The sequence below is a fragment of the Sporosarcina sp. FSL K6-5500 genome (assembly GCF_038005665.1).
Taxonomy (GTDB): domain Bacteria; phylum Bacillota; class Bacilli; order Bacillales_A; family Planococcaceae; genus Sporosarcina; species Sporosarcina psychrophila.
In genome coordinates, this window is sequence record NZ_JBBOTP010000001.1 from 4,329,842 (window position 1) to 4,354,872 (window position 25,031).

Genomic DNA, 25,031 nt, shown 5'->3' on the forward strand with positions numbered 1-25,031 from the left:
TTTATAGCGTATCAAAAGTAAAAAGGTAACGCATTTACCCTATATTTCTTATAGACATTAGACTTTTTGTTTTTTTAACTTAAAAATAATAAGAAAGTGGTTTCATCTGTTACCTGTTACCGACACCCATTAAAGCCCGTCGTATCAAGGTTTATAGAGGTAACGCATTCGGTAACAGGTAACGCATTTACCTCATTTTTAGCCGATTATCACCGATTTTAAGCGGAAATAACGCTTTTTCGTGACCGAAAACGGTCAAGGTCATTTTACAAACCCAGTCGTACCAAGGGTTTGAAAAAGGCGTGTGACCGAAAACGGTCACGTACTTTTGACCAAGAACGTTAATCCTCTCTTATAAACAACCGTTTATTTTTACCATCGATTTTTTGTTGAACCGATGTGTATCCAAATAATTGCTTAATCGATTTACTAAAACTGATATTACTAATGGCTTGATATCCGTTAATCGAACAGTACGCTTTGTATTGAATGTATACGTCACCGATTACTGCACGTTCCAATTCGACTTCTTCAGTATTAACAAATGATATAATCGGATTATTTTCTTCCTGGTACTTAATCATTTCATCTTCGACAGATTTCGATTTCGTGAATTGTTGATTTTTGAGTAATCGTTTCAAACTGTTCAATGCAAGATTCAACACGTAGTGCATCGACTCATCTGATAGTAATTTGTCGGTAATGAACGGATCATAGTCCACATCATTAATGCTGAATTTCGCTTTGAACGGAACGATTTGCAAACGTCTGCCTAACCCATCTGAAAAATCATTAATACGCGGCATTTCATTTGCACTGAAAATCATTTTTGCATAACTAGTGAAATCAAAGGGATCTTTACCTTTTCGCTCCACGTTTATCGTTTCACCCGTTGAAAGCTTTTTGAAGACGGACGTTTCTTTAATGTAGCCTTTTGAAATGTCATCTCCGATGTTAACCAATTTCCCAAACAGCTCGGCCGTTTTAAATCGTTGATCTAGTTCCTTTAAATCCAGGGACGCGGTATTCTCAGAGCCTACTAACTTACGAATGATTTTTAAGTAAGATGATTTACCATTAGATCCATCACCAGTCAAAATAAATGTTGCAGCAAACTCATTTCTTCTGAACAATATGTAACCGAGAATTTCCTCTAAAATGGCGCGAATTTTTTTATCGTTCGCGGCCAACTTAGAAAATGTATTGTCGGTTACTTCGTAATGTGAATTCGGGACATAAGCAATCGGGATTTTATTACGTGTGATAATGTCAGGACTGAAATCTTCAAGCTGCCACGTATCTAAATTAAATACGCCATTTTTAACCACGACATATTGGGTAGACGCGAATTGTTTTTCTTTCGCATTTAGTTGAATGTAGAATAGTGTTTCCTGACGCCTGGCACGTGTTAAGGATGAAATATGTTTTACCATGACGCGCTCAATGTTTTCTTCCTTATCCGAGTACACACCATCTTGGTAAATGTGCAGCACGTTAGCTATTTTACAAATATGATGTTCGTTTATAAGGAAGTCACCAAACTTATCGTGGTGGAAAACACCTTTAATGAAGAAAGACTCTTTCATGAACGATTCATCACGGAGTATTATATTTAACTCTGACTGATCTACAGGTTCTTCCAAGATGAAGTTATTAATGATAGAAATCGTTTCTTTAATATCTTTCTTGGCCATACCCTGCGATTGCATTTTCAAGATGTAGGTGAACAGTTTATCGTTCCGGCCATCACCTTCAGTCAATTTATTTAGGCTGGGGTTTTTCTTTTGATACGGATACAACCACGCTGGCAATGGCACATGTTCAGTTGCTTTACGTATCCAATTTCGCACCTTGCCATCTATCTTTAATGGATCAGCTGTATTTTTCATTCCTAGCTTGTAATCGCAATGAATACCGATATTGGAATACCACTTAATTTTATTGGCCGTGATGTCGTATCCTTTGAAATAGAAGTGCATACCATTGTCGGTTTCTAGGACTGAACATCCAATGTTGTTTTCTTCGACAATTTCAAACAATATTTCGGCTTCATCCATATCATCGACATCAACCATGATATAGTCATCATCCAAAATACCGACAAATGAATCTTCTTTTCTAGCTGTATGGTAGGACAGTAGCTTACCACCACTTTTAAATTCAGTAGCAGCATGCTTACCGTTACCTCTCAGATAACCCTTATAAATTTTATTCACCTACTTTCAATTCACGAACAATCTGGATCCGGAACGCATAACATCGTTCGGGATTAGCATATGGCTACGTAATTGGACAAGCTATTATCCACATTTATGACAGGTCTTCAGCTTTAACGAATACACCGTTTTTCATTTCACCTGTACGGTCTTTGATTTCGTTGTAAGCTAATTGGGTGCATTCTTCAATGCTCGTACCTAGCTGCATAGCTAGAATAGTTATCACCACCTGTACATCGCCTATTCCATCTTTAATCTCATCCATATTCCCTCTTGCCAATCCTCTCGCTATTTCTCCGACCTCTTCTACAAGTTTCAGCATTTGCTTAGTCGGCTCTGCCTCATCTAAATTACGCATGATTGCCCATACTCTGATTTTATCCGTTAAATCCTGCATTGTTTTGCACTCCCCTTTTTATATTTGATAGTTCCCACTCTTGCTTTAAAAGTTTTCGTTCGCAATACGCGCTTCAACTTTGACGCGTATTTGTTTAACAAGTACTCCCACTCGTGCTTTTGAGATCCCCATCTCTAACCCGATTTCAGAATAACTGTCTTCCTTTATCAATCTATCTACTATAAATAGTTCGCGCGGATCCAACTTTTCAATGTAATAGCTAACATTCGGGTTTGATAAATCTTGTTCGTAACCGACTGTTTTGTATAAATCGTTTTCGCTATCTTCTTCACTGTTATCCGCATCCGTACTCAGCACGGATTTAATGTTGAAAAAAATTCGGCAACTTTCCACATGTCTAGGTTCGACATTTAGCAATTTCGCAATAACGGAATCCTCGGAATCCCATAAATCTTGTTTATCTATTTGCCAGGCTGTCGATTTAACTCCCGCTGGTACATGCACAATTCCATTTTCACGATTTAGATTCCGCATGTAACCACGGATATATTTGTAAGCGAAGGAGATGAATTTCACATCAGACTTGACGTCATACCTTTTAAACGATTCCATTAATCCAATAAACCCGACTTGTGCTAGATCGTACTTGTGGTGATAATCGTTGCCGCAAAATCTGTCCGCCAACTTATAAACCAGTCTTTCATATTTCGTTATGATAGTTTCGATTGTGTGCAAATCACCGTCGATGAGTTTAGCCATCGCGTTTACCTTCTAGGGCTTGTCGCGCCGTATCTTTCATAATCATCGCTTGCGGATTGGTAGCTTCAAAATTCCACGCAATAGTGTTCAGTGCTCCGCGTAATCGCTTGATTTCTTGCTCCACAGCGTCGTTATTAATCAAGTAATACTCTTGCATTTCAACAGCTTTTTGAACTGAATTTTCTAGCGCCTTAATTTCTTTATGTGCTTTTTCCAATTCCAGTGCCCGAGTCACTGTTTTCATAACTTCTTGGTAAAGTACTTCATCGACACGCTCACCATTATTCTTATAGTCTGTAATCATTTTCTTTAACAGCTCGGTCATCTATTTTTCCTCCCCTATGAATGCATTTATCCGTTCAATCGCCAAGTCCCAATACCACCAGTAATCAAGCTTTGTTGGTACGGCCATATCGTTTACGTCATCGTTGATAATGAAAGATAACTCTGGTGCATATGCTATTTTGTTGGCAACACCGTCTTTCACTTTCCGTAATTCCTTATCGTTTGGATCCACACTGGCGAACAAGCGAAATACTTTCCCATCGATGCGCCTGGTCCCGTATCGAGCATAATCATATTTATTACTGACCTTCACGATTTTTTGAAACTTTATGAGTTCCTTACAACCGAATATGGTATCTTCAGGATCAATGCCGTGGACAAACCAATTTACAACTGCTTCATTAACAATGGGTAGATCGTTATCAAGTGGGCTCAGCTTCTTAACCCATCCACCTGCAGCTTTATAATTACCTTCCGCATCGACGACAATATAATTATTCACATCCTTTTGAATCACTTTTACATATTCATCAAACTCTAATTCCATCCGTGTCCGCTGCTCCCACTCATAACAAATGTCATCGATTAAACCATAGTCATCGGGATGTTTTATTTTAACCAGGACACCGTCAGTATTAGATTGGATAACCTCACAATGCGGCTCTAGGTTTTCGATTAAATCCAGCATCAATGTCATGCCTGCAATACATATATTATTAGCTTGTAACGGATCGTACAGCGCATTATATTTATCCTTGGATGCTCCGTACGTTCCATTAATAACTATTTTAAGCGGTGCCTGGCGTTTATCTTTAGCAGCTTTATAATTAAGCCTGGTGTCACGAATCTCTCTAAACTTGTCGGGATTCTTGACGTTCCGTGACAGATATCCATACTCAATCATCAGTGCCGGATAATAGGATGCTACGTCGATATTTAAAAAGTAACCTGTCCCAATGTAATTGTTCCTGGCGCCATGTAGGCCACCCCAAGCAAGTAAATGGGGAACCCCAGCAACTTCTAGTTCTAATACCTTTTTGTAGTCTTTATTTTCTTTATAGAAGTCAATGACCTCGGCATATTTATTCAGCTGCAGTGTTGGGGGAAACGTGAAATCAAACTCATCGGTACGTTCCACTTTCGGTTGCTTTGCTTCCAAAATGACTGCAGACAATTGAGCCTTTGTTTTGGACACATTACGTATGGGTAAATTAAACATTTTGAGAAGTTCCAACTGGGACTGAAATTCCTCAATATTTACACTGAAGATGTGCATGGTTTCATGAACATCATGCCGACAATACTTAATAACATCTTCTATCTCATCAGGAGTCAATACACGATCGATTGTAAAGTCCACACTTGATTCACGGATGTCATGCCCCATGAATCCTTCCAGCTGCTTCAACGACCTAAATTTATTAGTCATGATGTCGAAATTTAAAAGGGTTATTTTCCAAAAGTCCTTGAAGAATTTCCAACCAGGTTCACGCTTGTTGATAATCCAGTGGTTAATTTCCTGCGGTGAAAATCCACAGATGATTGCTTTCAAAATGTATTGGTCATAGTGCCTGGTGTTGTAACCAATCCAAATGTCTTTTTTATGGACATTGTAATATTTAATCAACCCTTGCTCGTCATTGTGGAATATGGTTTCAGACTGATTATTTGAATCTGTAATGACCACTAACCAATCTTCAACGAATACTTCAAAGTCATAAAAGAGCATCCTCTCACTCCTTCATATAATGGTTCGAACGGTTCATCTATATTTTGAAACGAATGTAAGTTGAATCTTCAATATCGTAATCAATTAGGTGTTGTGGAATTTCTCCATCATACAGTTCGATATCATCTTCCCTGGCTCCAATAAACGGACTGTCCTCACCATATCGAACACGGTAATAATTCCATTCTTCATCGAACCATACAATCTTCCCAATAGAACCCTCACCCGTACCAAACACTCCATCAAAATATGAAGTTCCCTTTTTAACAACATAGTCACCATACTTGAACTTTTTCGTTGATAATAATTCTCTAATTTCTCTATATTCATTTTGTCTATCCCGATACTGCTTAATGGCCATTGCAGCTACGCGTTTTTCTGTATCATTTACCATTTATTTTTTCACTCCCTTACACATACTTAGCTTGCGTCCAAAAACCTTTACTGCCCCGACCCTTATTCCGATTATTCACCATGAATTTTGCATATTGATCTTGGCCGTATTTATCAATAAGCACCTTACGGTCATACACTACTTTTTCAACTAATAAATTAATGTCTTGCATCGGAAAGTAATAACGAACTACACCTTTATCATCTCTTTTGTAACGATAACTACCTTTTGTTAAATTGTATTTGTACCGCAAATGCTTTTTCCCTTTATGGTCACTGATACGCAAGGTACCTACTACACCGTCATCCAGCTTTAAGTAGACACTTTTAGAACTGTACGAATCGTAGCGCATCACCTTAAAACCCAGTTCTTTAAATTGTTCTACCAGATAGTCGGTTGCACGTTTAATCATTCTAATCACCCCTAAAATAAAAAGGGAGCCGCTAAGCCCCCTCTATTTAATTATTCAACTTCAAATACTTCTACGATTTTAAAATTATCGTATCCATCCTTGTTAGTTTCTTTTTCAAGCAAGTATTCAAGTTGGCCATCAATGTCTTCATGGATATCTAGCACAAGATCAGCGTAGTCTTTGAAACTTGTAAACTGGACTTCATCTTTTTCACAGTCCCAAAGTCCGCGTAGCATCTCGTTATTTTGATGCACCTGAAGCCCAAAAGCTTTATCATTTTGGGGTTGCATTACTTTGTTGTAAAACAGACGTTGCTTTTCATATTCGCCAGTCAGAATGATGAACCAAATCGTCAACATCGGGTCACCTTTTTTGGATTCGGTCAATTCCAATTTCTCAACCGAAACTTCATATTGACCGTCAGGAAGCGGTTCGAAATCTCCCCCACCGTTTTCTTCAACGTCTTTAACGTCACCTTGTAACGCTTCAAGATCTACTTGCTTATCAAACTTGTCCCAATTAAATTTAGTCATTCTGCTTCCCCCTCATTCTTGTTTTCAATATCGTCAATTTCCATTTGATTCGGGTCTACCTGAATTGCACCGTCAACGACAACCACTTTTACACCTTCATGAGTCGGTCCGTGGTCCGATTCATGGTCCGATTCCTTGTCAGGTGCCGACTCCATGATTTCTCTTGGAGTGTCGTAGTTAAACTGAAGGTCCACCAAGAAGTACGTACCGAGTTTATTGTGTTTCTCAGAAATTTTATGCATCGTCAGATAAATATCATCTTTCGCTTCAGTTACAATCTCTTCAGCTTCCTCACGAGAACCCGCATAGTGTTGTTCCTTCACGTTCAATTGTTTTTTAGTCATCATTTATTCCTCCAATTTTAGGGTTATGTCGCAAATGAAACTACTACCAACTCGAATTCCAATAGTCTCTACTTGAACGAACATACCAGGGTACTTAGGGTGATTAAACAATTCAATCAGAATTGTTGGAATAGACATTTCGGAATCCATGGAACTGATATTTAACCCTGGTACATCTAAATCTATTGTTGTGGTGTACTGATCTGTAGTTAACCACGCTGTTACTTTCATGATTAACCCCTCCAATGTTTTAATTTTTTCAGAAAGGTAAATCGTCTTCATTTATTTCAATACGCGGATTATTTTTTGCAAATGGATCATCAGTCATTCGACTGCTCGTTCTACCGAGACCTCCGTTGTCTACGTGCAGGTGCTTCTTTCTTCTCTTCCGGTTCATCATCACCTTCACCTGGTGGTGTTCCATCTTCAACCGGAGTTCGTTGACGACGTTCACGTTTCGGTGGAGCATCTTCAACTGGTGTTTCTTCCGGCTTAGTACGGGAACGACGCTGACGAGCTGGAGGTTCTTCTTTTTTCTCTTCCTGCTCTTCCGCATCTTCAGACTCATCTTGGTCTTCCAACCACTCGTCATATTCGGCTTTAGTACGCTCATCGAAAATATCGTTATTTAAGAAATTAAGTGAATCTCCTTTTTTCACTATAATCATGTCGCCCGTACCATCATGTTCGAAGTACATACGTTTCTTAGCTACATATTCTTCAACTTCATCAGTAGACTTTTCTTCAACCGCTTCAGTCTGTTTAGTACGCGGAGTCCGTTGTCTCGGCTCATCTTTCGGCTTACGTGGCGCTTTCTTACCAGTTGATTTCAAATCTTGTGCTGCAGTTAACTCTTCAAGAAACACTTCCATTTCTAGTGGAATCACATCAATTTGGAAATCAAATCTCCCTCCACCAAATACATTTTGCTGTTTCTTCAGTTGTAGAAAACGCTCATCGTTGGAATCTACATAAGCCCGTAATGTTAAATCGACAGTACCGGATAAAAAGTTGGCCACTTTATCATTAATATTTGGTTTGAACGTACTACGCTTGGCTCCACCTTTAAGCGTAATTTCATCAACCTTTTCCTTACTGATATAAATAACCTGGTATCCGAGGGCCTTCAGTCGTTTCATGACATTGTTAAATTCAGTCGTGACCATTGACCAACCTTTACCGTAAGTTCCATCGGATTCATGTTCCCATCCATTTTTATCAAACGTGTAAACTCGGCAATGTTCATATAAATCTTCAACTAGATCGAGAGCGACTGCTTCGTAATCATTTTCAACCGTTTCTAATTCACCTACTGCATCCAGGAATACGTCCCAAGCAAATTTACGAGTAGTAACCCGTCCTGATTTAGTTACTACATCTTTAATCCGAATTACTGGAGCAGTCGTATTGTCTGTATTTCCATCTGTATTTAGGAAAAGTACATTCTCCACATTATCTATAAATGTTGATTTACCAACATAGGAATCTGCGTAAATCCACAAGTCTGGCTTCGTATCAATCTTTCTTTCACGTCGTTCATTTTTAGGTAATACCATTTTTATCTCTCCCTTTTCATTCATAATAGTTTCGAGGTAATCCGGTTTAAATCTTGGTATGCAAGCGAAACATTTACCACTCACATTCTTTGGATATGTCTTAGCATCTTCAATTTCCTTAATAGAGTTGATAAAGAAAACGGTTTTCATTTCATCGAATTCAATTGGGACAAACGTCACATTTGATTTCGCTACTTCTTCAACAATCCGTTTTCTAAATTCGTATATCCCTTCAGTATCCTTTTTCTTAATGCTTGTTTTGGGTACGAATAGATATGCAAGTTTTTTAATATTGAAACCGTCTTGCTCCAAGTAGTCTTTGTAAATGTGAAGCTGGCCGGAATCCAAGTAGTTTTTAATATGATTGGAATACTTGAAATCCATCACCATGCATGTACCATCCGGTGCCTTTAGAATTAAATCTACGTAACCAACATAATTGGGATGGTCGATTTTGTATTCATGGATAAACTTAAAACCTTCGAAGTTTGTTTCCAGGTACTCTTTCACTTTTGGAATTAAGATTTCCATTTTCATAGCTTCCTCAATGATTGCATCCGTCATCACTGGAAACGCATTATAGTATTGTTCTAACGCTGTTTCCACATCCGTTTCAATACCTAAGTGCATTGCATTACCAATGATTAAAGCGTTGTCTGCCTCCAGTTTAGGTAACTCAGTAAGCTTGTCGATGTACTTTAATTTAAAGTGGTACGGACAATCTTCGAATAGTGATACACGGGAGTAACTGTATTGGGTCATTCGATAACCTCCCGTTTGAACCACTGCTTATCTTTTAGTAGTGACAGATTATAGGTGGAATCACCGATGTGACATATCCCGACCCGGTTAGACTTAACATAAATACTGCTAAATTCACCCTTACTTATTAAATCGAGCATTTCAGCTAGTGATATTTCTTTATAACGTTCCATCAAAACCACCTCTCTTTCCAGGCTTCGAAGTCTTTCGGTCTAAGAATATAGGCCTGTCCTCCGGAGTCTTTTATTTTTCGAATGTTATAGACCTGCAGCTTACTTGCCACACCCACATCCGTTTTTAATTCGATACCGTGAAATGTTCCATCGATGCAAGCGAGTATGTCGGGGATACCTTCCTTAGTGAATTGACTTCCTGCCCAGTATTTAATGTGCCAGGCTTCTTTCTCTTTCAGGAACTTAATTACTTTTGCTTGGAACTGATTCTCACGCATCGACAATCTCCACCCATATCAGCCCGTGGTTACTCATGTATTCTTCCAGTGCATCCAGTTGGGATTCAGTACCTGTCACTTCGTACTTTTCAACAAATGATTCGTCATCTGTTTTAGATACAGGTGTTGGAATAACAATGTCATGACCTTTAGGCATAGGGATTATTTGTACAGGAGTAGCCTTTTTCAATTGACCTTCAACATCATAATTAATACGCATTTTAATTTCATCAACAGGTTCGAAGTCTAGCAAGTTAATATAAGTAGATTCGATTAAATTCAAACCACTCTTCGTATTGGCCAGTTCGACAAACCCTTTAATGATTTCAATATCAGCTTCTTCCTTGTCCTGCTTAATTCCAAGATGTTCAGCCGTTGTCGCCAGTTCTTCACCTATCGCTTTTAACGTTTTGCTTTTCGTTAGATATTCATCTTTGATAATGAGTTGGGCCATATATTTATCGTTCAGACCTTCTTTTACAATTAACGCACTAATGAGGTCATTGACCTTCTTTCGTTTCGCATCCATACGATCCGCTTCAAAGTCATCTGCCTGTTCTTTTAATGGACCAATGACAGCATTAAATTTTGCGTCGAGTTCCTTACATTGGTTTTCAAAATCAGTGACGGAAACCGTAAGTTCTTTTTTTGTTTCGATACGATAAGCACTTAATAACTTTTTACCTTTGTTGAGTTCAGCGATAACCTTTTTACACGCTGCTGCATCCTTATCTGTAAATGTGAGACCGGTATACTTTTTTAGATTCTCATCCAATACCGCAGCCAATTCGTCAAAGTTAAATTCGACAACTGCAGGTACTAAATTAATAGTCTTTACCTGTAATTCATTCATGTTTTACCCTCCTTAATCATGTTTATCGAAGCATTCGATAATTTGTAATGCTCAATTGCAACAAAACCCGTAGGTTCGATACCCAGTAATTCATGTTCAATAACTCCACCGTCAATCAATGCTTGCGCCATGCCTTCATTTTCTGACCATGTTTTTATACCCACAACACCATCCACTAATTCCAATTCACCATTTACAGAAGCTACAGATATCAATTCAGCTTCATATTCGGTACCTTCTTTACCTATAAGGTGAATGGCAACATTGCCGTTATAGTAGTGACCAAAATGAACATTGCACTTGTAACTCTTATAATTTACATTCACTTCGTTCCATCCTCCTCTTCAAAACTCTTATTAAATTCCATTTCAATCAAAAATGTCACTCTTTCAATAGTTGGCTTAACATTTAAAGGATCGTCAGTGAAATATGCCCCAGTTAATAGCTCAAAGTATTTGAATAACTTTTCTAATTTAGGCTCATTCATAACTCTTCCTCAAATAGTGCATCCGTGTAATCCTTGCGCTCTTTCAGCACATCCAACATTCGCCACTCAATTGATCCCGCTGCTAAGAGATAGTAATAGAAGCAAGGTCTATCTTGGCCAATCCGATGTATCCGCTTCTTGCTCTGTTCAAACAGCTCACTTTTGTCAGTTAGACTGAAGTAAATAATCTTATTGGCCTTTTGCAAATTAAGTCCCATAGCCCCTGCCTGGTACTGAATAAGCGTGATACTGTCTTCGTGATCGTTATATGCTGACAAGTCTTTAAGGTCACCGTTGATGGTACTGATTGGTTTATCAATGAGACTTACCAGTGCCGCATATTCCTTCTTAAAGTTGTAAAAGATGATTACACGGTCATTCGTACTGTCGATTAAATCCTTGACATACGATAATTTATTTTGATTATAAGCACTTGCCAATTGACGCAAATACAACTTTTTAGCAGTGGCCGTATCACCGACAAGTAGGTCTTCACCAATCTCAATAATGTGATGTCTAGCAAATTCCAGATATTCTTTGGTGCCCTGGATTTTCACAATGACATCGTTCATCTTGGGAAGGTCAAACACTTCTTCAGTCTTCATAAATATGGCGCCATGCTTCCGTAACTTTGCTTTGAGCCGGTCCACATTTTTATAACCAATGATTTTATTTTGTTGATTCAGTTCGTCCCAATCCATCACCATGAATTGCTTCAAGAAAAGCTTTTTCGTAATGGTCCAACCTAGTAGATGCAGCTGGCTCCAAAGTTCCTCATACTTTCCACCAGTAGGTGTACCGGATAACAAAATGACATTGACAGCACGAAGCTTCAGGATAAATTTACTTCGATGGGACTTTTCATTTTTAATGGTCGATGACTCATCCAACATCAAGGTGAAGTTTTTTAATCCCATCAGTTCATCCCTACGCCAAACCTTGTCGTAATTTATGATGATTACCGATTCAGCTGGAACGGATTCTAACTTTTGTTTATCGAACACGATTACTTGATAGTCTTTATAGAAGGTTTCGAAATGCTCTTTCCAATCTTCTATTTTTGACTTTTGACAAATTACTAGATTGAAAGGTGTGTTAAGTTCCCACATCTTTTCACTACCAACGAAAGTTTTTCCTAAACCCATGTCCAAATAGTAAGCGACTTTATTTTGTTCGTAGGTATCATTTAAAGCCCTATCTTGGTGCGGAAATAATTTAATGATTATCACCCACTTGTGTTATACTGTTTCTGAAAATTGATTTACTTAGGGTCACTTTGCAGAGTGGCCTATTTTTTTTCGATCACTAATTCTTTGATAAATATCTGCCACGATAATCCCCGTCCTAGTTAAATCAGCATTATTTGCGAGTAAGTCCTTTTTGTTTAAAGTGACCAACTGCTTACGAGTTATCAGGATTAAATTATCTAATGCTAAATTTTGTTTATTTTGATCTGCAAATAGTAAGACATGTCCAGGAGGTATTGGGCCGCATTCTTTTTCCCACATCACTTTATGTTTATGTCTCCACCGCTTGTGCCAAGGTCCATCATCTTGAACTTTAACCAACACATAGCCGTCACGGTCTATTCGCTCATATCCAACAGGCTTGTAATTAATAGCTCTTTCCCCTGGTTTGAAAGATGTACTATTCCCACCGACGTTGTATAATCCCTGGGTTCCTTTATTAACGGGAACTTGACCTTTTTTAAATCGTGTATTCAGCCCACTCGTAAATCCGTTATTTTTAACAAAGGCCCTTAACTGGTTAATTTTAATTTCTGTTCCGAAATGTTCGTTAAACATTACTAACGTATCTTTTTGTTTCATGCCCGTTAGGTTATCTTTGACGAACTTGCGCTGTTCAGCTGTCCAGCGATGCACCATCTCTACCCCTCCAACATTGTAGGTATTTTTGCTTCAGCGTTGATAAAGTCTCCAGCCATCTTTTGCGCCTGTAAAACCAACGACCCATTTGAAATGATTTGTGATGCTACCGCAGTTATTGATTTAGCTCGATTCATTTCCTCAACTAATTCCTCACCGGTCAAATCTTCGTCGCCTAACCGTTCGAGTTGCGCAAATAAATGGTTGTTTAAATCGCCAAGCGTATTTTTCATTTCTCTCACCTCCCTTCAAGGATTCCATTTCACCAACTGACTTTGAATTGACGAGTTGTAAGCTTCATTCCGAAAAAATTAAATTCATTATTCATATTAATTTCGCACTCATAGCCTTCTGCTTGTAACGCAGTTTGGATTATTTTCAGTCCTCGAATATCTTCGAAAGGAACGTTGTTAATACTCCATGATGAGTAACCATTCAATGCGGCTTCTTCTATAGAAGTAACTACGTTTTTAAACATCGGTCCTTCAAGTACATTTTTTTCAAATTCCATTTGACCTAAATTTGATAATTCTTTGGTGTCTGAAGCTTTCATGATTTGAGTCATACTGCCTCCACCTGCACTTTCGACTGGATATACTCCCACTGTTCAGGAATTGTCGTTTTTAAATCGACAACTTCTGAAACCGACATTATGGCTAGAAATGTCACCCCACCGATAGAGCTTGTAAATTCGTATGGGAATTTATCACAGTCCCTAATTCTAATTCCAAAATCGATGAATTCAGTAAGGTAAGGGATGGGTTTCATATGGATAATCGAAGTCTTATGCCCACTATAGAATGAAAGTACGTCACCATCCGCATCATCCATGTGTGAGTTAATTCGTTGTACTAATGAAGCTATTTCATTCAAACTCACCAATTTACTTTCACCTTCCGTGATAGCTGCTATTTCAGCACGTTTCTTATCGCTCAATCCTTTAATGTTATTCATTTCATTTCCACCTCTCATTTCTTTGATTACTTTCGTGAAGCAAAGTACAGTAGTACCAATTTCTGCTCCAGTGATAGATTGTTCCAAGCTTTTATCTTGATGGACATTGAGAATCACTTCCTTTCTAAGCGCTCAATACTTCCAGTGCTTCGTTTACTTCAGCCCACAACACGCGTAACGGCTTCGTACCTTCTCCCCAAGCTTTTAATATGCCAAGTGCTATTTCCGGCTTGTCCACTGCTAGCTCAGCCAATTTAACGGGCAGATAAGCATTCATCTTAATTAAATCCTTTGGTATAACCACGACAGACAGCCCCTCTCTATATTTATAAAGTGGCACAATGTTCTTTCACACTACAGAAATTCTGTAGTTGACCAGCAAAAAAAATGATGCTATCAAATGAAACATTTACATTTTGCGCAAATCTATAACCTTGATCCATCCGGAATACCCGACGATATTTTTCGTATTGAATGTACGTTTTCTCAGACATCCTCATACATTTAGCCATCTCAATTTGAGTTAGGCCCGTAAGGATTCTTGCTTGTTCTAAAGTGTATTTCATTCCCGCTCACCTCCTTGTATTGAATATTACTACAGATAAAATGTAGTTTCAAGTCGAAAGTACAGATAATATGTAGAATTTACAATAAATGATTACAAAGTTTCATAAATACTGTACCTTTCTACAGTATTACTGTACAATAAAACAAAGGAGGTGCTAAAGTTGAGTGTAGGTCAAAAGATTAGGACGCTTAGAAAAAATAAACAGTTAACACAAGTGGAACTTGCGAAGATACTAAACCTTGCTCCTACTGCTGTTTCAGCTTGGGAGCGCAACGCCAATAAACCAATGATGGATAAAATCGTAATGATGTCAGAGTTGTTTGAGGTACCAGTTACTCATTTCTTCGATTTAAAGGATGGGTTATCCAACATAATAGAGGTATCGCAACGAACTGTTCGCATTCCGGTACTTGGTGAGATCGCTTGCGGTGACCCTATCCTTGTGGAAGCGAATTATGAAGATTACCGCACAGTATTAGAAGAAAACCTTCCAGCAGGAGATTTAGTATATCTTCAAGCGAAAGGTGATTCGATGAATCCGACGATACCAAATGGCTCAATGGTATTGATACGAATTCAAGAAGAAGTGGAAAATGGAGAAATAGCAGCTGTAACTTTTAATCTAAATGCTTATGCCACACTGAAGAGAGTTAAAAAGCAAAATGGCATAATTATATTGATGCCAGATAATCCATTACACGAACCAATCGTTGTTACAAGAGAAAATCCAGTAAGAATAATTGGAAAAGCGATTAGGTCCGAACAAACACTTTAATTCCAACCGGGTGCAATTAAAAAGGAAAGAGCAGTTCCCCATTCGGAATACTGCTCTTTTCTTATAGAAAGGAATATGCAGAATGTACAACGTTCTCAGGGTGGCTATCTATATCCGCGTATCATCCAAGATGCAAGAGGGTAATTTTAGTTTGAGCGCCCAAACTCACGAATTAACTAAGTACTCAAACGCCCAGGGCTGGGAAATAGTCGACGTTTACAAAGATGCCGATAGTGGAACTAAACTTGATAAAGATGGACTGGAAGCGATGCTAGACGCCATAGAAGAGGGATTAGTGGACATAGTGCTATGCATCGAACAAGATCGCCTTTCACGCCTGGACACAGTCAAATGGGAGTACCTTAAAAGCGTACTTCGAGATAACGATGTTAAAATAGCTGAGCCAGGCAGTATTGTAGATTTAACTAATATAGATGACGAATTCGTATCTGATATTAAAAATCTTGTCGCGCAACGGTCTCGAAAAGATATGTTACGGAAAATGGCGCGCGGAATAAGACAGCGAACTCGCGAAGGCAAAGTTTGGGGTCCTCAACCTGAGGAATACCACTACGATAAAGCGACCGGATTATTGAAGATTAATGAGAAAAGGGCCTGGATAATACCGTTCATTGACGGAAAGTACCTAACAGAAGAATTGAACCCTACTGCCATCGCAAGGGAGTTAAATAAAAGATGTAAAACCGCCGAAGGCAAAGAGTGGACTGATTCCCAAGTTGTCGATAAATTAAAACGCAAAGCGTATCACGGAGACTTTGAACGAAAATTTAAAGCTGAAACGATTACCGTGCCGAATATTTATCCAAAATTAAGAACGGAAGAAACTTTTAACCGGATACAAGCCGAGATTGAAAGAAGGTATAATTGGAAGCCCGCAGCACCTCATATACTGCGAGGTATAGATATTAATTGTGCAAATTGTGGAAATGCCTTAACCATCAGTAAGTCTACTTCCTCCGACAATAGTGGTGAACAGGAGTACACCACATATACCTTAGAACACTCAGGTTATTGGAAGCAGAAGGACAAATGCAGCAGCAAGCCCTTCGTTAATGTAAAACGAATCCAGCACAATTTGAAAGAAGCTGTTAAGGATATTCTTACAGACCCAGAAAAAGCGAAGCTCTATATAGATTCCGGGTTTGATGCTAACGAAGTTTCAAAATTAAGCAAAGAAATCAAGAGACTCAAAGCTCAAAAGCAATCAGTTCAAGAAAAAACAGACCGCTTACTGGATCTGTACCTCGACGGAAAATGGTCGAAAGAACGACTTGATGGCAACCGTGTAAAATTAGACTCCCAGCTCGCTTATTTAGAAACAGATTTAAAGGATCTGCAACAGAAACGTAAATTAATTCAAAAAAACCAACTTAATTATGATTCTGTGTCAGAGTTTCTTGCTGTGGCCGAGCGCTTTGAGGATTTGTTAGATGTGGAAGACCAGCAACGTTTATTAGGTAGCCTATTCCCTTCGGCGACCTTAGATGTCGAAAAAGAGTTAGTGACCTTACACGCCTATCTGCCGCAAGAAGTAACCGTAGATATAAAAATTAGGATTGATACGACTCAAGAGATGAGAGACCGGGAGACGTTTGAACGGTCCAAGACCCGATATGACCGAGCGCAAAAGTATTTGAACAAACATCGAGGATTAACTATGAAGGATTTAGGATTGGCGGTTGGCCATCAACCATTTATTTTGAAGCAAGACCAGGAACGTTTCGGTCCATTCAAACATTTGGCTCGTCATTGGGCCAGTCCAGAATTAAGACAAGAAAGAGTTAATGCGATAAAGAAAGAATTGGCGATAAACCCAAAAGCGAGTCTGAGAAAACTCGCAGAAGATACGGGGATATATCGAAAAATGATTAGTAAATTGATAGAGGAAGAGAGCTTGAGACATTGATACAGGTACCTTTAAGCCTTGGCGGATAAACTAACGCATTAACATACTTTTATCCATTGGTATACTACGCAATGAGCTGTTAAAGAGTATATAGTGGTCGTTTTTCCACATCCTGTCGGACCGGTCAGTATAATTAGCCCTTGCGGCTCTGATACAGCCTGGCGTAATTTATCGGCCCACTCTTTTTCAATGCATAATTCATCGATTGAAACGATTTGGTCATGCCTTTGCAATCTTATAACAACACTTTCTTTCATTTGAATCGAAGGGATTGTTGAAACTCGGAAAGAATAATTCTCACCTCGTATCTGTTTATGAAAAGAACCACTTTGGGGTTTACGCTTATCGCTAATGTCGAGTGAGGATAGGAATTTGTAAAATGAAATCATGCGGCCCGCCAACTGTGGGGGAAGAATACCGGACCGGTTCAGCCTTGAATCTTTTTTGAATGAAACATCATATCCTTCTTTCATAGGAACAAGGTGAATGTCAGTCGCTTCGTACTTAATCGCTTTCTCTAATAGTCGAAAACTTTTCTGTTCTACGACGTTATCATTCTTAATCATTGAACACCCCTCTTTCTTTTGGGTTGAGTGAAGTTCAATCCAACCCAGTCGGATAAATCGCAATTCATCCTTGGGCACAGTATACGACTTACAAATACGTATTGGAATACTTTCCCTCAAAGTCGAATTGTGTATCCCCAGAAAGAGGTCGATATTTGAAATTCGCCCCACTTTTCGACAGCAAATATCATTTTTCGTGACAATCACCCTTATACACGTGTTTGTCACAATGAAAGAACGATTGGAGTTTACATCTGCTGTCGTTATCCCTTATAATGAATGGGAGCTTATTGTAATGTTTTATTAAGGAGGGACGCACACATGGATAACATGTTCAAGTTGATGGGCTTCTGGACAGGCATATTCGCAGTTATGTTTTATATGGGAGACATGCTGCCAGCCGCACTTCTTTTTGTTGCGAACACTGGGTTCTTCCTGCTACTTGGATATTTGAACCTAACAGAGCGGATGTACATGTACTTATTCGGAGCATATCTGATGATATTTATGGTCGGATTCAGCTACTACACAACGTTTATACACGTACCAGGCGCTGGCCACTAAAAGAAAAGTACATACAAAAAACAGCCTTTTTTTATTGGCTGTTTTTTTGTTTTTCTATACTTATATTGGTCAAAATCCATTCAAAAAAGGATTCGAATCTTTTTCCTCTTCTGGAGTTGTAGACGGTCCATGACCTGGATAGATGATAAAATCATCATCTAGGGAAAGCAACTTATCATGGATAGATGTCAGCAAAACCCCTGTATTCCCCCCCGGTAGATCTGTCCTTCCGACTCCCTGCTGGAAAAGTGTATCGCCAACAACGGCAAAACGAGATGGTCCGAAGATATACGAAACACTCCCCGGAGAATGACCGGGCGTATGCCTCACTTCAAACTCGAACGGGCCCACAGTCATCATTCCCTCATCGCTGATAAGTTTATCGGCTTTTCTAATGCGGACGTCAGGTAATCCTTGATACTTGGCAGAACCGTTTAATCTCGGATCAGACAGCCAGTCTTGCTCCTCTTCATGGATATAGACCGGAATAGTATAACGGTCCCTTATGCTGTCAACCGCCCCAATATGATCAAAATGCGCATGTGTCAATAAAATCGCGACAGGAGTCAACTCTTTACTTTTCACTTTATTAATAATACGTCCACTTTCTTCACCTGGATCCATGATTAGACAATTCCCTGATTCGTCACTGATGATGTAACAGTTTGTCTGGATTGGTCCGAGCGGATATGTATTAACTTTCAACATGGTCGGCACCTCCTGCAACTTATATTACGCAATGTGAAATACGATTTCAAACAATCGTCACTAATATCCCTCGACAAATTTGATTGCAAACAGTACAATAGAAGAGGAATAGCGCTAAATCGGACTTGCACAGTATGTGCTGACTTCTGTATTGCTCACAACAGTTCGTGAGCGGTTTTAGCAGAAGTTCCTATTGAAAGGAGTGTCTTCCCTATGAACTTATTGATGATTATTTTTGGACTCATCGCAATTTTAGCGGTGGTCGGTACGGTCCAAGCATTCAAAGAACGCAACGTTTTAAGTATTCTGTTCAATCTTGGAGCTGCAGTCGTTTTTGGAGGCTTCACAATTGCCACACTTGTTTTCCAAGGATTCCCACCAACTCTATAATCGAGAAAGTGTAAGTCTAAATTTGGACAACCAAAAACACCCTTTGTGTATTTATACACAAAGGGTGTTTTTTTGTTTCCTTAAAGTTAATAAAGTCTTGAGCTGTGAGTAACAATTAGCAGATGATTTCACAGCTAGATCCAGCAGCTTGCTACTTGCCTCATCTAAGCTTGTTTTATTTTTACTCAGGAAACGTTAACCACGTCGTCTGCGTTTTCTTTTTTATATCAATCAATTTTTCCGCGGAGTAACCAGTTAAACACTTTTGCCCCGACGGTGAACATCGAAGAACACCCGCCGTGATATCATCGGCTACAACGTCTTGACGTCCTTCTATAACGCGAATAAGTCGATATGGTGATAGGAGTTCATCGAGTTGCCCCCCCTCGTCAGGAGCGGGTATGAACACGGTTTCACTTGAACCCCATTCAACATCAGGTATTACCCACTCTGAATAATTACTAATGACGGGCATCGTCCATTCCGAGCTAATCATCCCATCCTGTCCCATGATGGTGTAGTGCGCATCCTTGTCTCCATTTATTCGCACAACGAGTAGCGTATCTTCATATGTATCAAAGTAAACAACACCGCTAATATCTAGCTGCCCCCACTTTTTAGTAAGTGGTTCATATGTATGTATCTCTCCACCATCAAGTACGTGGCCTTCGACATATCCTACAGCAATTTTATCCTCACCTAGCCATTTCGGGAATGGATCTTCAATCGCAAGCAGGTCCAAACTCTCTACTTTTCCGTTATAAATAAATAAATCAAAAGTCCAATCTTGATGAAAAGCCGTTAGAAGAATAAGTGAGGGGTCAGTATCGTTCCATTCAATCGCCAACTCTGTTGAAGCAACTATAACTTCATCTTGTATCGCACCATCCATAGTCACGATTTTAATCGTTGCAGATGCAGCATTATCACTAGTATGTAATAATAGATATTTTTTTGAAGGATGAATGAGGAGGTCGATGATTATAGATTCATCCTCATATAACGTGTCTGTTTGACCTGATTCAAAATCAAAACTATTCACTTGATAATGCCCATTTACCTTTTCGACGTAGATAACTTTTGACTCTGTTAACCAGTCCGCAACGAAATGGAACTTTGATGGATCAGCAACTAACGTTTTAGTTACTTCCTCTTTAATCAGTTCGTTATTCCCTGGTTGTTCAACGGCAGTTGGTCCATCGATAATTTCATTCGTCTTCTTTGAACAGCCCATTAGTAACATGACTGTTACACAAAAGATGAATATTCTTTTTCTCACCGCGCCTCCCCCTTTCTGTATTTAAACTGAGTAAAGCGCAAGGTCCCGTTCCAGATACGACAGGCATAAGACAGACCGGCGTTTTTTTGCCCGGGAAGGATGCACACAGTTCAATCCTTCTTCCTAGCTGGCTTGACTTATTGCCAGAGCGTCTGGAGCTTGACATTGTCCCTGTTAAAAAACTTATACTTTATCTTAAAAAAAAGGCTGCACGGAAAGTTCCGTGCAGAACCTTATCATTCTTTACTTTTACTGTTTAATTTCGGTGATTGTTCCTGTTCTTCCTTGAATCTAAGTAAATCTCCATTAATGATCATATCGGAATAATTTAGCTCAGTGGCAGCCCGTTCGATAAAAGGCTCACATTCAGCCATATCAGTTTCTTCACCAGTTTTACTATCATAACAGACTTCTTGCGCGTAAACATTTTTATCAGTTACAAAACGGCCATCACGGAAAATAGTAAACGGTTCATGATCAGGCGAGAATATGTCTGAACCAAGGTACATATCGTCTTTTGTTTCAAGCCCCATTAAATGTAGGAGAGTAGGCTTCAAGTCGATTTGTCCCGATACTTCATCCATTGTCTTCCCTTTACCATAGCCAGGAATGTGAATGTACAATGGAACCCTCTGTAATTTCGCATTATCATAAGGGGTAATTTCCTTATCTAAATACATGCCCATTGCCTTGTTATGATTCTCGGATATACCATAATGGTCTCCGTACATAACAATAATCGAGTTGTCATACAAACCGCTTGCTTTCAAGTCTTCGAAAAGAACTTTTATTGCCTCATCCATATAGCGTACCGTTTGGAAATATTTATTCAACGTATTTGAATTTGATGTATATTCAGGAATAAGCTTATCTTCTTCATCCAAGTCAAATGGATGATGGTTTGTCAATGTAATCAACCTTGAATAAAAAGGCTGCGGCATTTCTTTCATCAACTCTACCGATTGGTTCATGAATGGGATATCTTTCATGCCCCAGTTGACCGCTTCTCCTTCTCCGACTGTATAACTTTCAAGATCATAAAACTTATCGATACCGAGAGCACCGTACATGATATCGCGGTTCCAGAAACTTCGGTTATTTGCGTGCATTACATTCGTGAAGTAGCCATTTTCACCTAGCTGAGCCGCCATCGATTGGTAAGTGTTTCCACTATGCGTGAAAAATACAGCACTACCATTTCTCGGGTACAGTGAGTTTTCAATGATAAACTCTGAATCCGATGTCTTTCCTAGACCAGTATTGTGATAAAAATCAGAGAAATAGAATGTATCCGGATCCTTCGTTAATTCATTCAAAAATGGCGTAATGACATGTCCATCCATTTCCTCATTAATGACAAACGACTGCAAGGATTCAAGCGAGATTGCAATAATATTACGACCTTTTGCAACTCCGTACATCTCAGGATCTGGAGCAGCGTAATTCGCATTAATATAGTTACCTACTTCTACTAGTTCACTGCCATCCGCAAGTGCACGTTGAGCATGGGATTTGGATTGAATGAACAAATCGTAAATATGGTAATTATATGTTCCGATATTTTTCACAAGAAGTTCTCTATCAAAACTGCGTGTTAATAGTTGTGGTCTTTCCATTTCGGCTAGACCAAGGTTTACCATTATAACTGCAGCAGTCATAACGAAGTAAAGTTTACGTCCAATTTTATTTGATTGTTCCACCCGATCAGTCTTAGGTATAAATTTGATTGCCAAAAAGATTATGAACACATCTGTGAAAAAGAATATGTCCGTGACCATTAGATTAGCAGTAACTGAAGATGAAAGATCTCCGAAGTTACTCGTTTGGAACAAGACTGGCAAGGTAATAAAATCATTGAAAAATCTATAGAAAACTGCATTACTAAACATAACAATTGAAGTCATCACACTTATTGTCAGTATATAAATGTTGCGTCTTTTCGTACTCTTGATGAATAGTGCAATACCATAAACAAATAAAAGGAAACTAAGAGGATTCAGAAAAAGAATGAATTCCTGCATTATATTATCGATTTTCATATTGAAGCTTGTAAGATAACCGAAATATGTTGTCAACCAAGTCGCCACTATTGCTACTATGAGTACGGAATGTTTTGACCATACTATTTTGTTCACTCCATCTCTTCCTTTCGAAAATAGATTCACATAAAAAACGTTCGAACTAAATCTTACTACATAATAGACGGGGTAGCTGAAGAAAAGTTTCACTAATTACCAAAACAAGTCCAAATGAACGATGATACTGGGTCTATCCTCATAGTTTTGCTATTTCACTACGCAAGATTAGCACCGCTTTCAAATAGTCTTCTTTCATTAGCAGTCCATTGTCATAAAGATCCTTCACTTCTGATTGCACCATATCGATGTCATCTTTTCGATTCCCCGTATAGACATAAATCCCGAAACGCTTCAGCAATTGGAGGACACCCAGATAGTCTTTCATATACAGATAATCTCTTTTTCATCTGTAACTATTTTGCTAACAGGAATATCGTGACTTTCAACAGGTATCCTATGACTCGTTTGAGCTACAAATGCTAACGACAATGTAGCACCATTGTAATCCGACATGTAGCGGTCATAATATCCTCCACCAAAACCAATCCTATATCCTTCGTCAGAAAAGACTAGCCCAGGTACAATTTGCAAATCAATCTCGTTTTTCTCAACCGACAGTGTTTCATCAGTTATCGGCTCAAAAAGGCCCATATAGACCGTTTCCAAACTTTCAAATGATGTAATAAGACGAAAATCCATCTTCCGGGTTGCATGGATGCATTTAGGTACAGCAATTCGTTTACCAGCTGCCCAAGCCGCTTCGATAAGCGGGCGTGTGTCCACTTCGGGGTAACGAGAAATCGTTACCCCGATTGTATCCGCACTTCGAAATTCATCTGATGCAAGTACCCTGTCTGTAATCTTCAAAGATTTTTTTAGATGTTCAGTTCGATTTATATTATTCAATGTAACTAACACTTGATTCCTAAAAATCTCTTTACTCATTTAGTATCCCCCCGTTCTGAAATGAAAAAACCAAAACCGGTGAAGGTTTTGGCCTGAGCGATTATTTCGTTTCACGGTGCAAAGTTTGTTTCTTTTCACGTGAGCAATATTTTTTCATTTCAATCCGTTCTGGATTGTTACGTTTGTTTTTCTTAGAAATATAGTTGCGTTCACCGCATTCTGTGCAAGCAAGTGTAACATTTACGCGCATTGTTGGTCCCTCCCACTCATCAAGAATGTAAAGTTTTATATGAGCATAACTTATACGACCTATCAAGTATACCACATCAACAGCAAATGTCCACTAAAAAAACCATAATTTCCACAACAGCTTTCTTATGATAAAATAGTAGCAAAATGATTCACCAGAGGAGTGGTAAAATGGACATCACGATAATACTGATTATTATTGGACTTATATGTATAATAACTTCATTTTTCCTCGGCAATTCTTCATCCAGCTACGCCGATGAATTGGAACAGGTTTCAATTAGTATTCATCAGGAAACGAATGGCTTAAAGAAAAGATTGAAGGCTGTTGAAGAAGAGTTAATGATTGGTGTTGGTCCGCTAACTACAGTCGGCAAAACGCAAACAACTGCAAAACCTGTTCACGTAATCATTGTCAATCAAATTCTATCATTGCATTCCCAAGGTTATTCTATCAGTGATATCGCTGTACGTTCCTCCTTATCAAACGACGATGTAATCGCAGTGTTACAATCGAAAGGCGTGATTACATGATCCGTGAAATTTTACGGGCAGTCGGGATTGGTTGTATTCTTGCCGCGGGAATCCTTTATTTCACCATTGATAGTAAGGTTCCTTCAGACAATGACACGCAACAATTGCAGGCAAATGTTGAGAAACTCCAAAGCGAACTTGCTAAAACGAAAGAGCTATTAGCTACTGCACAGACAACATCTTCAGTTAAAGAAAATGTTCCAAAAACAGATGCAGAGAAAGCCGTTAGCAAGGAAGATGACGCAGCCAAAAGTAACCCCTCCTCCGATTCGATTGTTAAAACCATTTTAACGATTGAAAATGGTTCGAATTCGACAGTTGTCTCAGCAACCCTAGAGGAATTGGGTATTATCGAGAATGCAGCCATCTTCGAGTCATATCTTGAAGAATATAACTTAACTGGCAAAATACAGATTGGTGAACACCAAGTCGATTCTTCAATGAATTTCAAAACAATCGCCAAAGAAATTACGACAGTAAAAAAGTAGGAAAACCAAATGGTTTTCCT

The 25,031-nt window shown here is 38.9% G+C and carries 36 protein-coding genes; 6 read left to right on the top strand and 30 right to left on the bottom strand.

Annotation, left to right across the window (positions count from 1 at the left end; genetic code table 11):
- Window positions 1–341 precede the first annotated feature (341 nt).
- From MKX62_RS20750 to MKX62_RS20860, 23 genes are all read right to left on the bottom strand, one after another.
- Entirely contained in the window at window positions 342–2,207 is a 1,866-nt protein-coding gene (locus MKX62_RS20750; protein WP_340742616.1) for a DNA primase family protein, read from the bottom strand.
- Window positions 2,208–2,310: 103 nt separating this feature from the next.
- Window positions 2,311–2,613 carry a MazG-like family protein gene (locus MKX62_RS20755; protein WP_340742209.1) on the bottom strand — a complete coding sequence of 101 codons (303 nt, stop codon included), beginning with the start codon at window positions 2,611–2,613 and terminating at the stop codon, window positions 2,311–2,313.
- 45 nt (window positions 2,614–2,658) lie between these two features.
- On the bottom strand, window positions 2,659–3,333 hold the full coding sequence (locus MKX62_RS20760) for a sigma-70 family RNA polymerase sigma factor (RefSeq protein WP_340742210.1): 675 nt from the start codon (window positions 3,331–3,333) through the stop codon (window positions 2,659–2,661).
- A complete protein-coding gene (locus MKX62_RS20765) occupies window positions 3,326–3,658 on the bottom strand; it encodes a hypothetical protein (RefSeq protein ID WP_340742211.1) in 333 nt (110 codons plus the stop codon). Before MKX62_RS20765 ends, MKX62_RS20760 begins: the two co-directional genes overlap by 8 nt.
- On the bottom strand, window positions 3,659–5,347 hold the full coding sequence (locus tag MKX62_RS20770) for a hypothetical protein (protein WP_340742212.1): 1,689 nt from the start codon (window positions 5,345–5,347) through the stop codon (window positions 3,659–3,661).
- 37 nt (window positions 5,348–5,384) lie between these two features.
- Window positions 5,385–5,741: a hypothetical protein gene (locus tag MKX62_RS20775; RefSeq protein WP_340742213.1), complete on the bottom strand. Its 357-nt coding sequence runs from the start codon at window positions 5,739–5,741 to the stop codon at window positions 5,385–5,387.
- A 16-nt stretch (window positions 5,742–5,757) separates the two neighbouring features.
- The gene (locus MKX62_RS20780) at window positions 5,758–6,153 is read right to left on the bottom strand and encodes a hypothetical protein (protein ID WP_340742214.1); all 396 of its coding nucleotides are present in this window, start codon (window positions 6,151–6,153) and stop codon (window positions 5,758–5,760) included.
- Between the two features lie 50 nt (window positions 6,154–6,203).
- Window positions 6,204–6,686, bottom strand: coding sequence for a DUF669 domain-containing protein (locus tag MKX62_RS20785; protein WP_340742215.1), 483 nt, complete (start codon window positions 6,684–6,686; stop codon window positions 6,204–6,206).
- Window positions 6,683–7,030 (bottom strand): organic solvent tolerance protein OstA, encoded by a 348-nt coding sequence (locus tag MKX62_RS20790; RefSeq protein ID WP_340742216.1) that lies wholly within the window; start codon window positions 7,028–7,030, stop codon window positions 6,683–6,685. The genes MKX62_RS20785 and MKX62_RS20790 overlap by 4 nt, the downstream gene beginning before the upstream one ends.
- 3 nt (window positions 7,031–7,033) lie before the next feature.
- Window positions 7,034–7,261: a hypothetical protein gene (locus tag MKX62_RS20795; protein WP_340742217.1), complete on the bottom strand. Its 228-nt coding sequence runs from the start codon at window positions 7,259–7,261 to the stop codon at window positions 7,034–7,036.
- A gap of 110 nt (window positions 7,262–7,371) precedes the next feature.
- Entirely contained in the window at window positions 7,372–9,348 is a 1,977-nt protein-coding gene (locus MKX62_RS20800) for an AAA family ATPase (RefSeq protein WP_340742218.1), read from the bottom strand.
- Entirely contained in the window at window positions 9,345–9,521 is a 177-nt protein-coding gene (locus MKX62_RS20805) for a hypothetical protein (protein WP_340742219.1), read from the bottom strand. Before MKX62_RS20805 ends, MKX62_RS20800 begins: the two co-directional genes overlap by 4 nt.
- Window positions 9,521–9,799 (bottom strand): VRR-NUC domain-containing protein, encoded by a 279-nt coding sequence (locus tag MKX62_RS20810; protein ID WP_340742220.1) that lies wholly within the window; start codon window positions 9,797–9,799, stop codon window positions 9,521–9,523. Before MKX62_RS20810 ends, MKX62_RS20805 begins: the two co-directional genes overlap by 1 nt.
- Window positions 9,792–10,652 (bottom strand): DUF1351 domain-containing protein, encoded by an 861-nt coding sequence (locus MKX62_RS20815; RefSeq protein ID WP_340742221.1) that lies wholly within the window; start codon window positions 10,650–10,652, stop codon window positions 9,792–9,794. The genes MKX62_RS20810 and MKX62_RS20815 overlap by 8 nt, the downstream gene beginning before the upstream one ends.
- On the bottom strand, window positions 10,649–10,978 hold the full coding sequence (locus MKX62_RS20820; protein ID WP_340742222.1) for a hypothetical protein: 330 nt from the start codon (window positions 10,976–10,978) through the stop codon (window positions 10,649–10,651). Before MKX62_RS20820 ends, MKX62_RS20815 begins: the two co-directional genes overlap by 4 nt.
- On the bottom strand, window positions 10,975–11,139 hold the full coding sequence (locus MKX62_RS20825; RefSeq protein ID WP_340742223.1) for a hypothetical protein: 165 nt from the start codon (window positions 11,137–11,139) through the stop codon (window positions 10,975–10,977). Before MKX62_RS20825 ends, MKX62_RS20820 begins: the two co-directional genes overlap by 4 nt.
- Window positions 11,136–12,359 carry a DEAD/DEAH box helicase gene (locus MKX62_RS20830; RefSeq protein WP_340742617.1) on the bottom strand — a complete coding sequence of 408 codons (1,224 nt, stop codon included), beginning with the start codon at window positions 12,357–12,359 and terminating at the stop codon, window positions 11,136–11,138. Before MKX62_RS20830 ends, MKX62_RS20825 begins: the two co-directional genes overlap by 4 nt.
- Before the next feature lie 51 nt (window positions 12,360–12,410).
- Window positions 12,411–13,025 (bottom strand): HNH endonuclease signature motif containing protein, encoded by a 615-nt coding sequence (locus tag MKX62_RS20835; protein WP_340742224.1) that lies wholly within the window; start codon window positions 13,023–13,025, stop codon window positions 12,411–12,413.
- A 2-nt stretch (window positions 13,026–13,027) separates the two neighbouring features.
- Window positions 13,028–13,258 carry a hypothetical protein gene (locus MKX62_RS20840; RefSeq protein ID WP_340742225.1) on the bottom strand — a complete coding sequence of 77 codons (231 nt, stop codon included), beginning with the start codon at window positions 13,256–13,258 and terminating at the stop codon, window positions 13,028–13,030.
- A gap of 29 nt (window positions 13,259–13,287) precedes the next feature.
- Window positions 13,288–13,590 (bottom strand): hypothetical protein, encoded by a 303-nt coding sequence (locus MKX62_RS20845; protein WP_340742226.1) that lies wholly within the window; start codon window positions 13,588–13,590, stop codon window positions 13,288–13,290.
- The gene (locus MKX62_RS20850; protein WP_340742227.1) at window positions 13,587–13,979 is read right to left on the bottom strand and encodes a hypothetical protein; all 393 of its coding nucleotides are present in this window, start codon (window positions 13,977–13,979) and stop codon (window positions 13,587–13,589) included. Before MKX62_RS20850 ends, MKX62_RS20845 begins: the two co-directional genes overlap by 4 nt.
- A gap of 124 nt (window positions 13,980–14,103) precedes the next feature.
- On the bottom strand, window positions 14,104–14,283 hold the full coding sequence (locus MKX62_RS20855; RefSeq protein ID WP_340742228.1) for a hypothetical protein: 180 nt from the start codon (window positions 14,281–14,283) through the stop codon (window positions 14,104–14,106).
- A gap of 22 nt (window positions 14,284–14,305) precedes the next feature.
- The gene (locus MKX62_RS20860; RefSeq protein ID WP_340742229.1) at window positions 14,306–14,545 is read right to left on the bottom strand and encodes a helix-turn-helix transcriptional regulator; all 240 of its coding nucleotides are present in this window, start codon (window positions 14,543–14,545) and stop codon (window positions 14,306–14,308) included.
- A 153-nt stretch (window positions 14,546–14,698) separates the two neighbouring features.
- On the opposite strand from MKX62_RS20860, the gene MKX62_RS20865 reads away from it, so the two are divergent.
- Window positions 14,699–15,322, top strand: a complete 624-nt coding sequence (locus MKX62_RS20865; RefSeq protein ID WP_445683542.1) for a LexA family protein — start codon at window positions 14,699–14,701, stop codon at window positions 15,320–15,322.
- 82 nt (window positions 15,323–15,404) lie between these two features.
- Window positions 15,405–17,249 carry a recombinase family protein gene (locus MKX62_RS20870; protein WP_340742231.1) on the top strand — a complete coding sequence of 615 codons (1,845 nt, stop codon included), beginning with the start codon at window positions 15,405–15,407 and terminating at the stop codon, window positions 17,247–17,249.
- A 38-nt stretch (window positions 17,250–17,287) separates the two neighbouring features.
- On the opposite strand, the gene MKX62_RS20875 is transcribed toward MKX62_RS20870, so the two are convergent.
- Window positions 17,288–17,815, bottom strand: coding sequence for an ATPase, T2SS/T4P/T4SS family (locus tag MKX62_RS20875; protein WP_340742232.1), 528 nt, complete (start codon window positions 17,813–17,815; stop codon window positions 17,288–17,290).
- A 321-nt stretch (window positions 17,816–18,136) separates the two neighbouring features.
- Between MKX62_RS20875 and MKX62_RS20880 the strand changes: the two genes are divergently transcribed.
- Window positions 18,137–18,379, top strand: coding sequence for a DUF2626 domain-containing protein (locus tag MKX62_RS20880; RefSeq protein WP_067210178.1), 243 nt, complete (start codon window positions 18,137–18,139; stop codon window positions 18,377–18,379).
- 69 nt (window positions 18,380–18,448) lie between these two features.
- Here the strand turns inward: MKX62_RS20880 and MKX62_RS20885 are convergent, their stop codons facing one another.
- A complete protein-coding gene (locus tag MKX62_RS20885; protein WP_067210180.1) occupies window positions 18,449–19,087 on the bottom strand; it encodes an MBL fold metallo-hydrolase in 639 nt (212 codons plus the stop codon).
- Between the two features lie 213 nt (window positions 19,088–19,300).
- Between MKX62_RS20885 and MKX62_RS20890 the strand changes: the two genes are divergently transcribed.
- Window positions 19,301–19,477, top strand: a complete 177-nt coding sequence (locus MKX62_RS20890; protein WP_082786602.1) for a DUF2759 family protein — start codon at window positions 19,301–19,303, stop codon at window positions 19,475–19,477.
- Between the two features lie 181 nt (window positions 19,478–19,658).
- Here MKX62_RS20890 and MKX62_RS20895 read toward each other — a convergent pair whose 3' ends face one another.
- The 5 genes from MKX62_RS20895 to rpmG all read right to left on the bottom strand — a co-directional run bounded on the left by MKX62_RS20895 (window position 19,659) and on the right by rpmG (window position 23,990).
- Window positions 19,659–20,756, bottom strand: coding sequence for a YqgU-like beta propeller domain-containing protein (locus tag MKX62_RS20895; protein ID WP_340742233.1), 1,098 nt, complete (start codon window positions 20,754–20,756; stop codon window positions 19,659–19,661).
- Between the two features lie 236 nt (window positions 20,757–20,992).
- A complete protein-coding gene (locus MKX62_RS20900; RefSeq protein WP_340742234.1) occupies window positions 20,993–22,891 on the bottom strand; it encodes an LTA synthase family protein in 1,899 nt (632 codons plus the stop codon).
- Window positions 22,892–23,030: 139 nt separating this feature from the next.
- Window positions 23,031–23,219 (bottom strand): YqgQ family protein, encoded by a 189-nt coding sequence (locus tag MKX62_RS20905; protein ID WP_338656436.1) that lies wholly within the window; start codon window positions 23,217–23,219, stop codon window positions 23,031–23,033.
- A complete protein-coding gene (locus tag MKX62_RS20910; RefSeq protein WP_340742235.1) occupies window positions 23,216–23,779 on the bottom strand; it encodes a 5-formyltetrahydrofolate cyclo-ligase in 564 nt (187 codons plus the stop codon). Before MKX62_RS20910 ends, MKX62_RS20905 begins: the two co-directional genes overlap by 4 nt.
- Window positions 23,780–23,840: 61 nt before the next feature.
- A complete protein-coding gene (gene rpmG, locus MKX62_RS20915) occupies window positions 23,841–23,990 on the bottom strand; it encodes a 50S ribosomal protein L33 (RefSeq protein WP_067210194.1) in 150 nt (49 codons plus the stop codon).
- Window positions 23,991–24,160: 170 nt separating this feature from the next.
- Here rpmG and MKX62_RS20920 point away from each other — a divergent pair, with 170 nt between their 5' ends.
- Window positions 24,161–24,523, top strand: a complete 363-nt coding sequence (locus MKX62_RS20920) for a hypothetical protein (protein ID WP_187045098.1) — start codon at window positions 24,161–24,163, stop codon at window positions 24,521–24,523.
- Complete coding sequence (locus tag MKX62_RS20925; RefSeq protein ID WP_340742236.1) at window positions 24,520–25,011, top strand: hypothetical protein; 492 nt, start codon at window positions 24,520–24,522, stop codon at window positions 25,009–25,011. Before MKX62_RS20920 ends, MKX62_RS20925 begins: the two co-directional genes overlap by 4 nt.
- Window positions 25,012–25,031: the final 20 nt, after the last annotated feature.

Excerpts from the sequence above, each read along its gene's own strand:
- MKX62_RS20790 (WP_340742216.1), bottom strand. The coding sequence starts at position 7,030 with ATGACTAAAAAACAATTGAACGTGAAGGAACAACACTATGCGGGTTCT.
- MKX62_RS20795 (WP_340742217.1), bottom strand. The coding sequence starts at position 7,261 with ATGAAAGTAACAGCGTGGTTAACTACAGATCAGTACACCACAACAATA.
- MKX62_RS20905 (WP_338656436.1), bottom strand. The coding sequence starts at position 23,219 with ATGAAAGACTATCTGGGTGTCCTCCAATTGCTGAAGCGTTTCGGGATT.
- MKX62_RS20800 (WP_340742218.1), bottom strand. The coding sequence starts at position 9,348 with ATGACCCAATACAGTTACTCCCGTGTATCACTATTCGAAGATTGTCCG.
- MKX62_RS20910 (WP_340742235.1), bottom strand. The coding sequence starts at position 23,779 with ATGAGTAAAGAGATTTTTAGGAATCAAGTGTTAGTTACATTGAATAAT.
- MKX62_RS20885 (WP_067210180.1), bottom strand. The coding sequence starts at position 19,087 with ATGTTGAAAGTTAATACATATCCGCTCGGACCAATCCAGACAAACTGT.
- MKX62_RS20870 (WP_340742231.1), top strand. The coding sequence starts at position 15,405 with ATGTACAACGTTCTCAGGGTGGCTATCTATATCCGCGTATCATCCAAG.
- MKX62_RS20770 (WP_340742212.1), bottom strand. The coding sequence starts at position 5,347 with ATGCTCTTTTATGACTTTGAAGTATTCGTTGAAGATTGGTTAGTGGTC.
- MKX62_RS20765 (WP_340742211.1), bottom strand. The coding sequence starts at position 3,658 with ATGACCGAGCTGTTAAAGAAAATGATTACAGACTATAAGAATAATGGT.
- MKX62_RS20875 (WP_340742232.1), bottom strand. The coding sequence starts at position 17,815 with ATGATTAAGAATGATAACGTCGTAGAACAGAAAAGTTTTCGACTATTA.
- MKX62_RS20775 (WP_340742213.1), bottom strand. The coding sequence starts at position 5,741 with ATGGTAAATGATACAGAAAAACGCGTAGCTGCAATGGCCATTAAGCAG.
- MKX62_RS20815 (WP_340742221.1), bottom strand. The coding sequence starts at position 10,652 with ATGAATGAATTACAGGTAAAGACTATTAATTTAGTACCTGCAGTTGTC.
- MKX62_RS20810 (WP_340742220.1), bottom strand. The coding sequence starts at position 9,799 with ATGCGTGAGAATCAGTTCCAAGCAAAAGTAATTAAGTTCCTGAAAGAG.
- MKX62_RS20840 (WP_340742225.1), bottom strand. The coding sequence starts at position 13,258 with ATGAAAAATACGCTTGGCGATTTAAACAACCATTTATTTGCGCAACTC.
- MKX62_RS20755 (WP_340742209.1), bottom strand. The coding sequence starts at position 2,613 with ATGCAGGATTTAACGGATAAAATCAGAGTATGGGCAATCATGCGTAAT.
- MKX62_RS20860 (WP_340742229.1), bottom strand. The coding sequence starts at position 14,545 with ATGAAATACACTTTAGAACAAGCAAGAATCCTTACGGGCCTAACTCAA.
- MKX62_RS20890 (WP_082786602.1), top strand. The coding sequence starts at position 19,301 with ATGAACTTATTGATGATTATTTTTGGACTCATCGCAATTTTAGCGGTG.
- MKX62_RS20880 (WP_067210178.1), top strand. The coding sequence starts at position 18,137 with ATGGATAACATGTTCAAGTTGATGGGCTTCTGGACAGGCATATTCGCA.
- rpmG (WP_067210194.1), bottom strand. The coding sequence starts at position 23,990 with ATGCGCGTAAATGTTACACTTGCTTGCACAGAATGCGGTGAACGCAAC.
- MKX62_RS20805 (WP_340742219.1), bottom strand. The coding sequence starts at position 9,521 with ATGGAACGTTATAAAGAAATATCACTAGCTGAAATGCTCGATTTAATA.
- MKX62_RS20825 (WP_340742223.1), bottom strand. The coding sequence starts at position 11,139 with ATGAATGAGCCTAAATTAGAAAAGTTATTCAAATACTTTGAGCTATTA.
- MKX62_RS20760 (WP_340742210.1), bottom strand. The coding sequence starts at position 3,333 with ATGGCTAAACTCATCGACGGTGATTTGCACACAATCGAAACTATCATA.
- MKX62_RS20920 (WP_187045098.1), top strand. The coding sequence starts at position 24,161 with ATGGACATCACGATAATACTGATTATTATTGGACTTATATGTATAATA.
- MKX62_RS20785 (WP_340742215.1), bottom strand. The coding sequence starts at position 6,686 with ATGACTAAATTTAATTGGGACAAGTTTGATAAGCAAGTAGATCTTGAA.
- MKX62_RS20780 (WP_340742214.1), bottom strand. The coding sequence starts at position 6,153 with ATGATTAAACGTGCAACCGACTATCTGGTAGAACAATTTAAAGAACTG.
- MKX62_RS20850 (WP_340742227.1), bottom strand. The coding sequence starts at position 13,979 with ATGAATAACATTAAAGGATTGAGCGATAAGAAACGTGCTGAAATAGCA.
- MKX62_RS20925 (WP_340742236.1), top strand. The coding sequence starts at position 24,520 with ATGATCCGTGAAATTTTACGGGCAGTCGGGATTGGTTGTATTCTTGCC.
- MKX62_RS20845 (WP_340742226.1), bottom strand. The coding sequence starts at position 13,590 with ATGACTCAAATCATGAAAGCTTCAGACACCAAAGAATTATCAAATTTA.
- MKX62_RS20835 (WP_340742224.1), bottom strand. The coding sequence starts at position 13,025 with ATGGTGCATCGCTGGACAGCTGAACAGCGCAAGTTCGTCAAAGATAAC.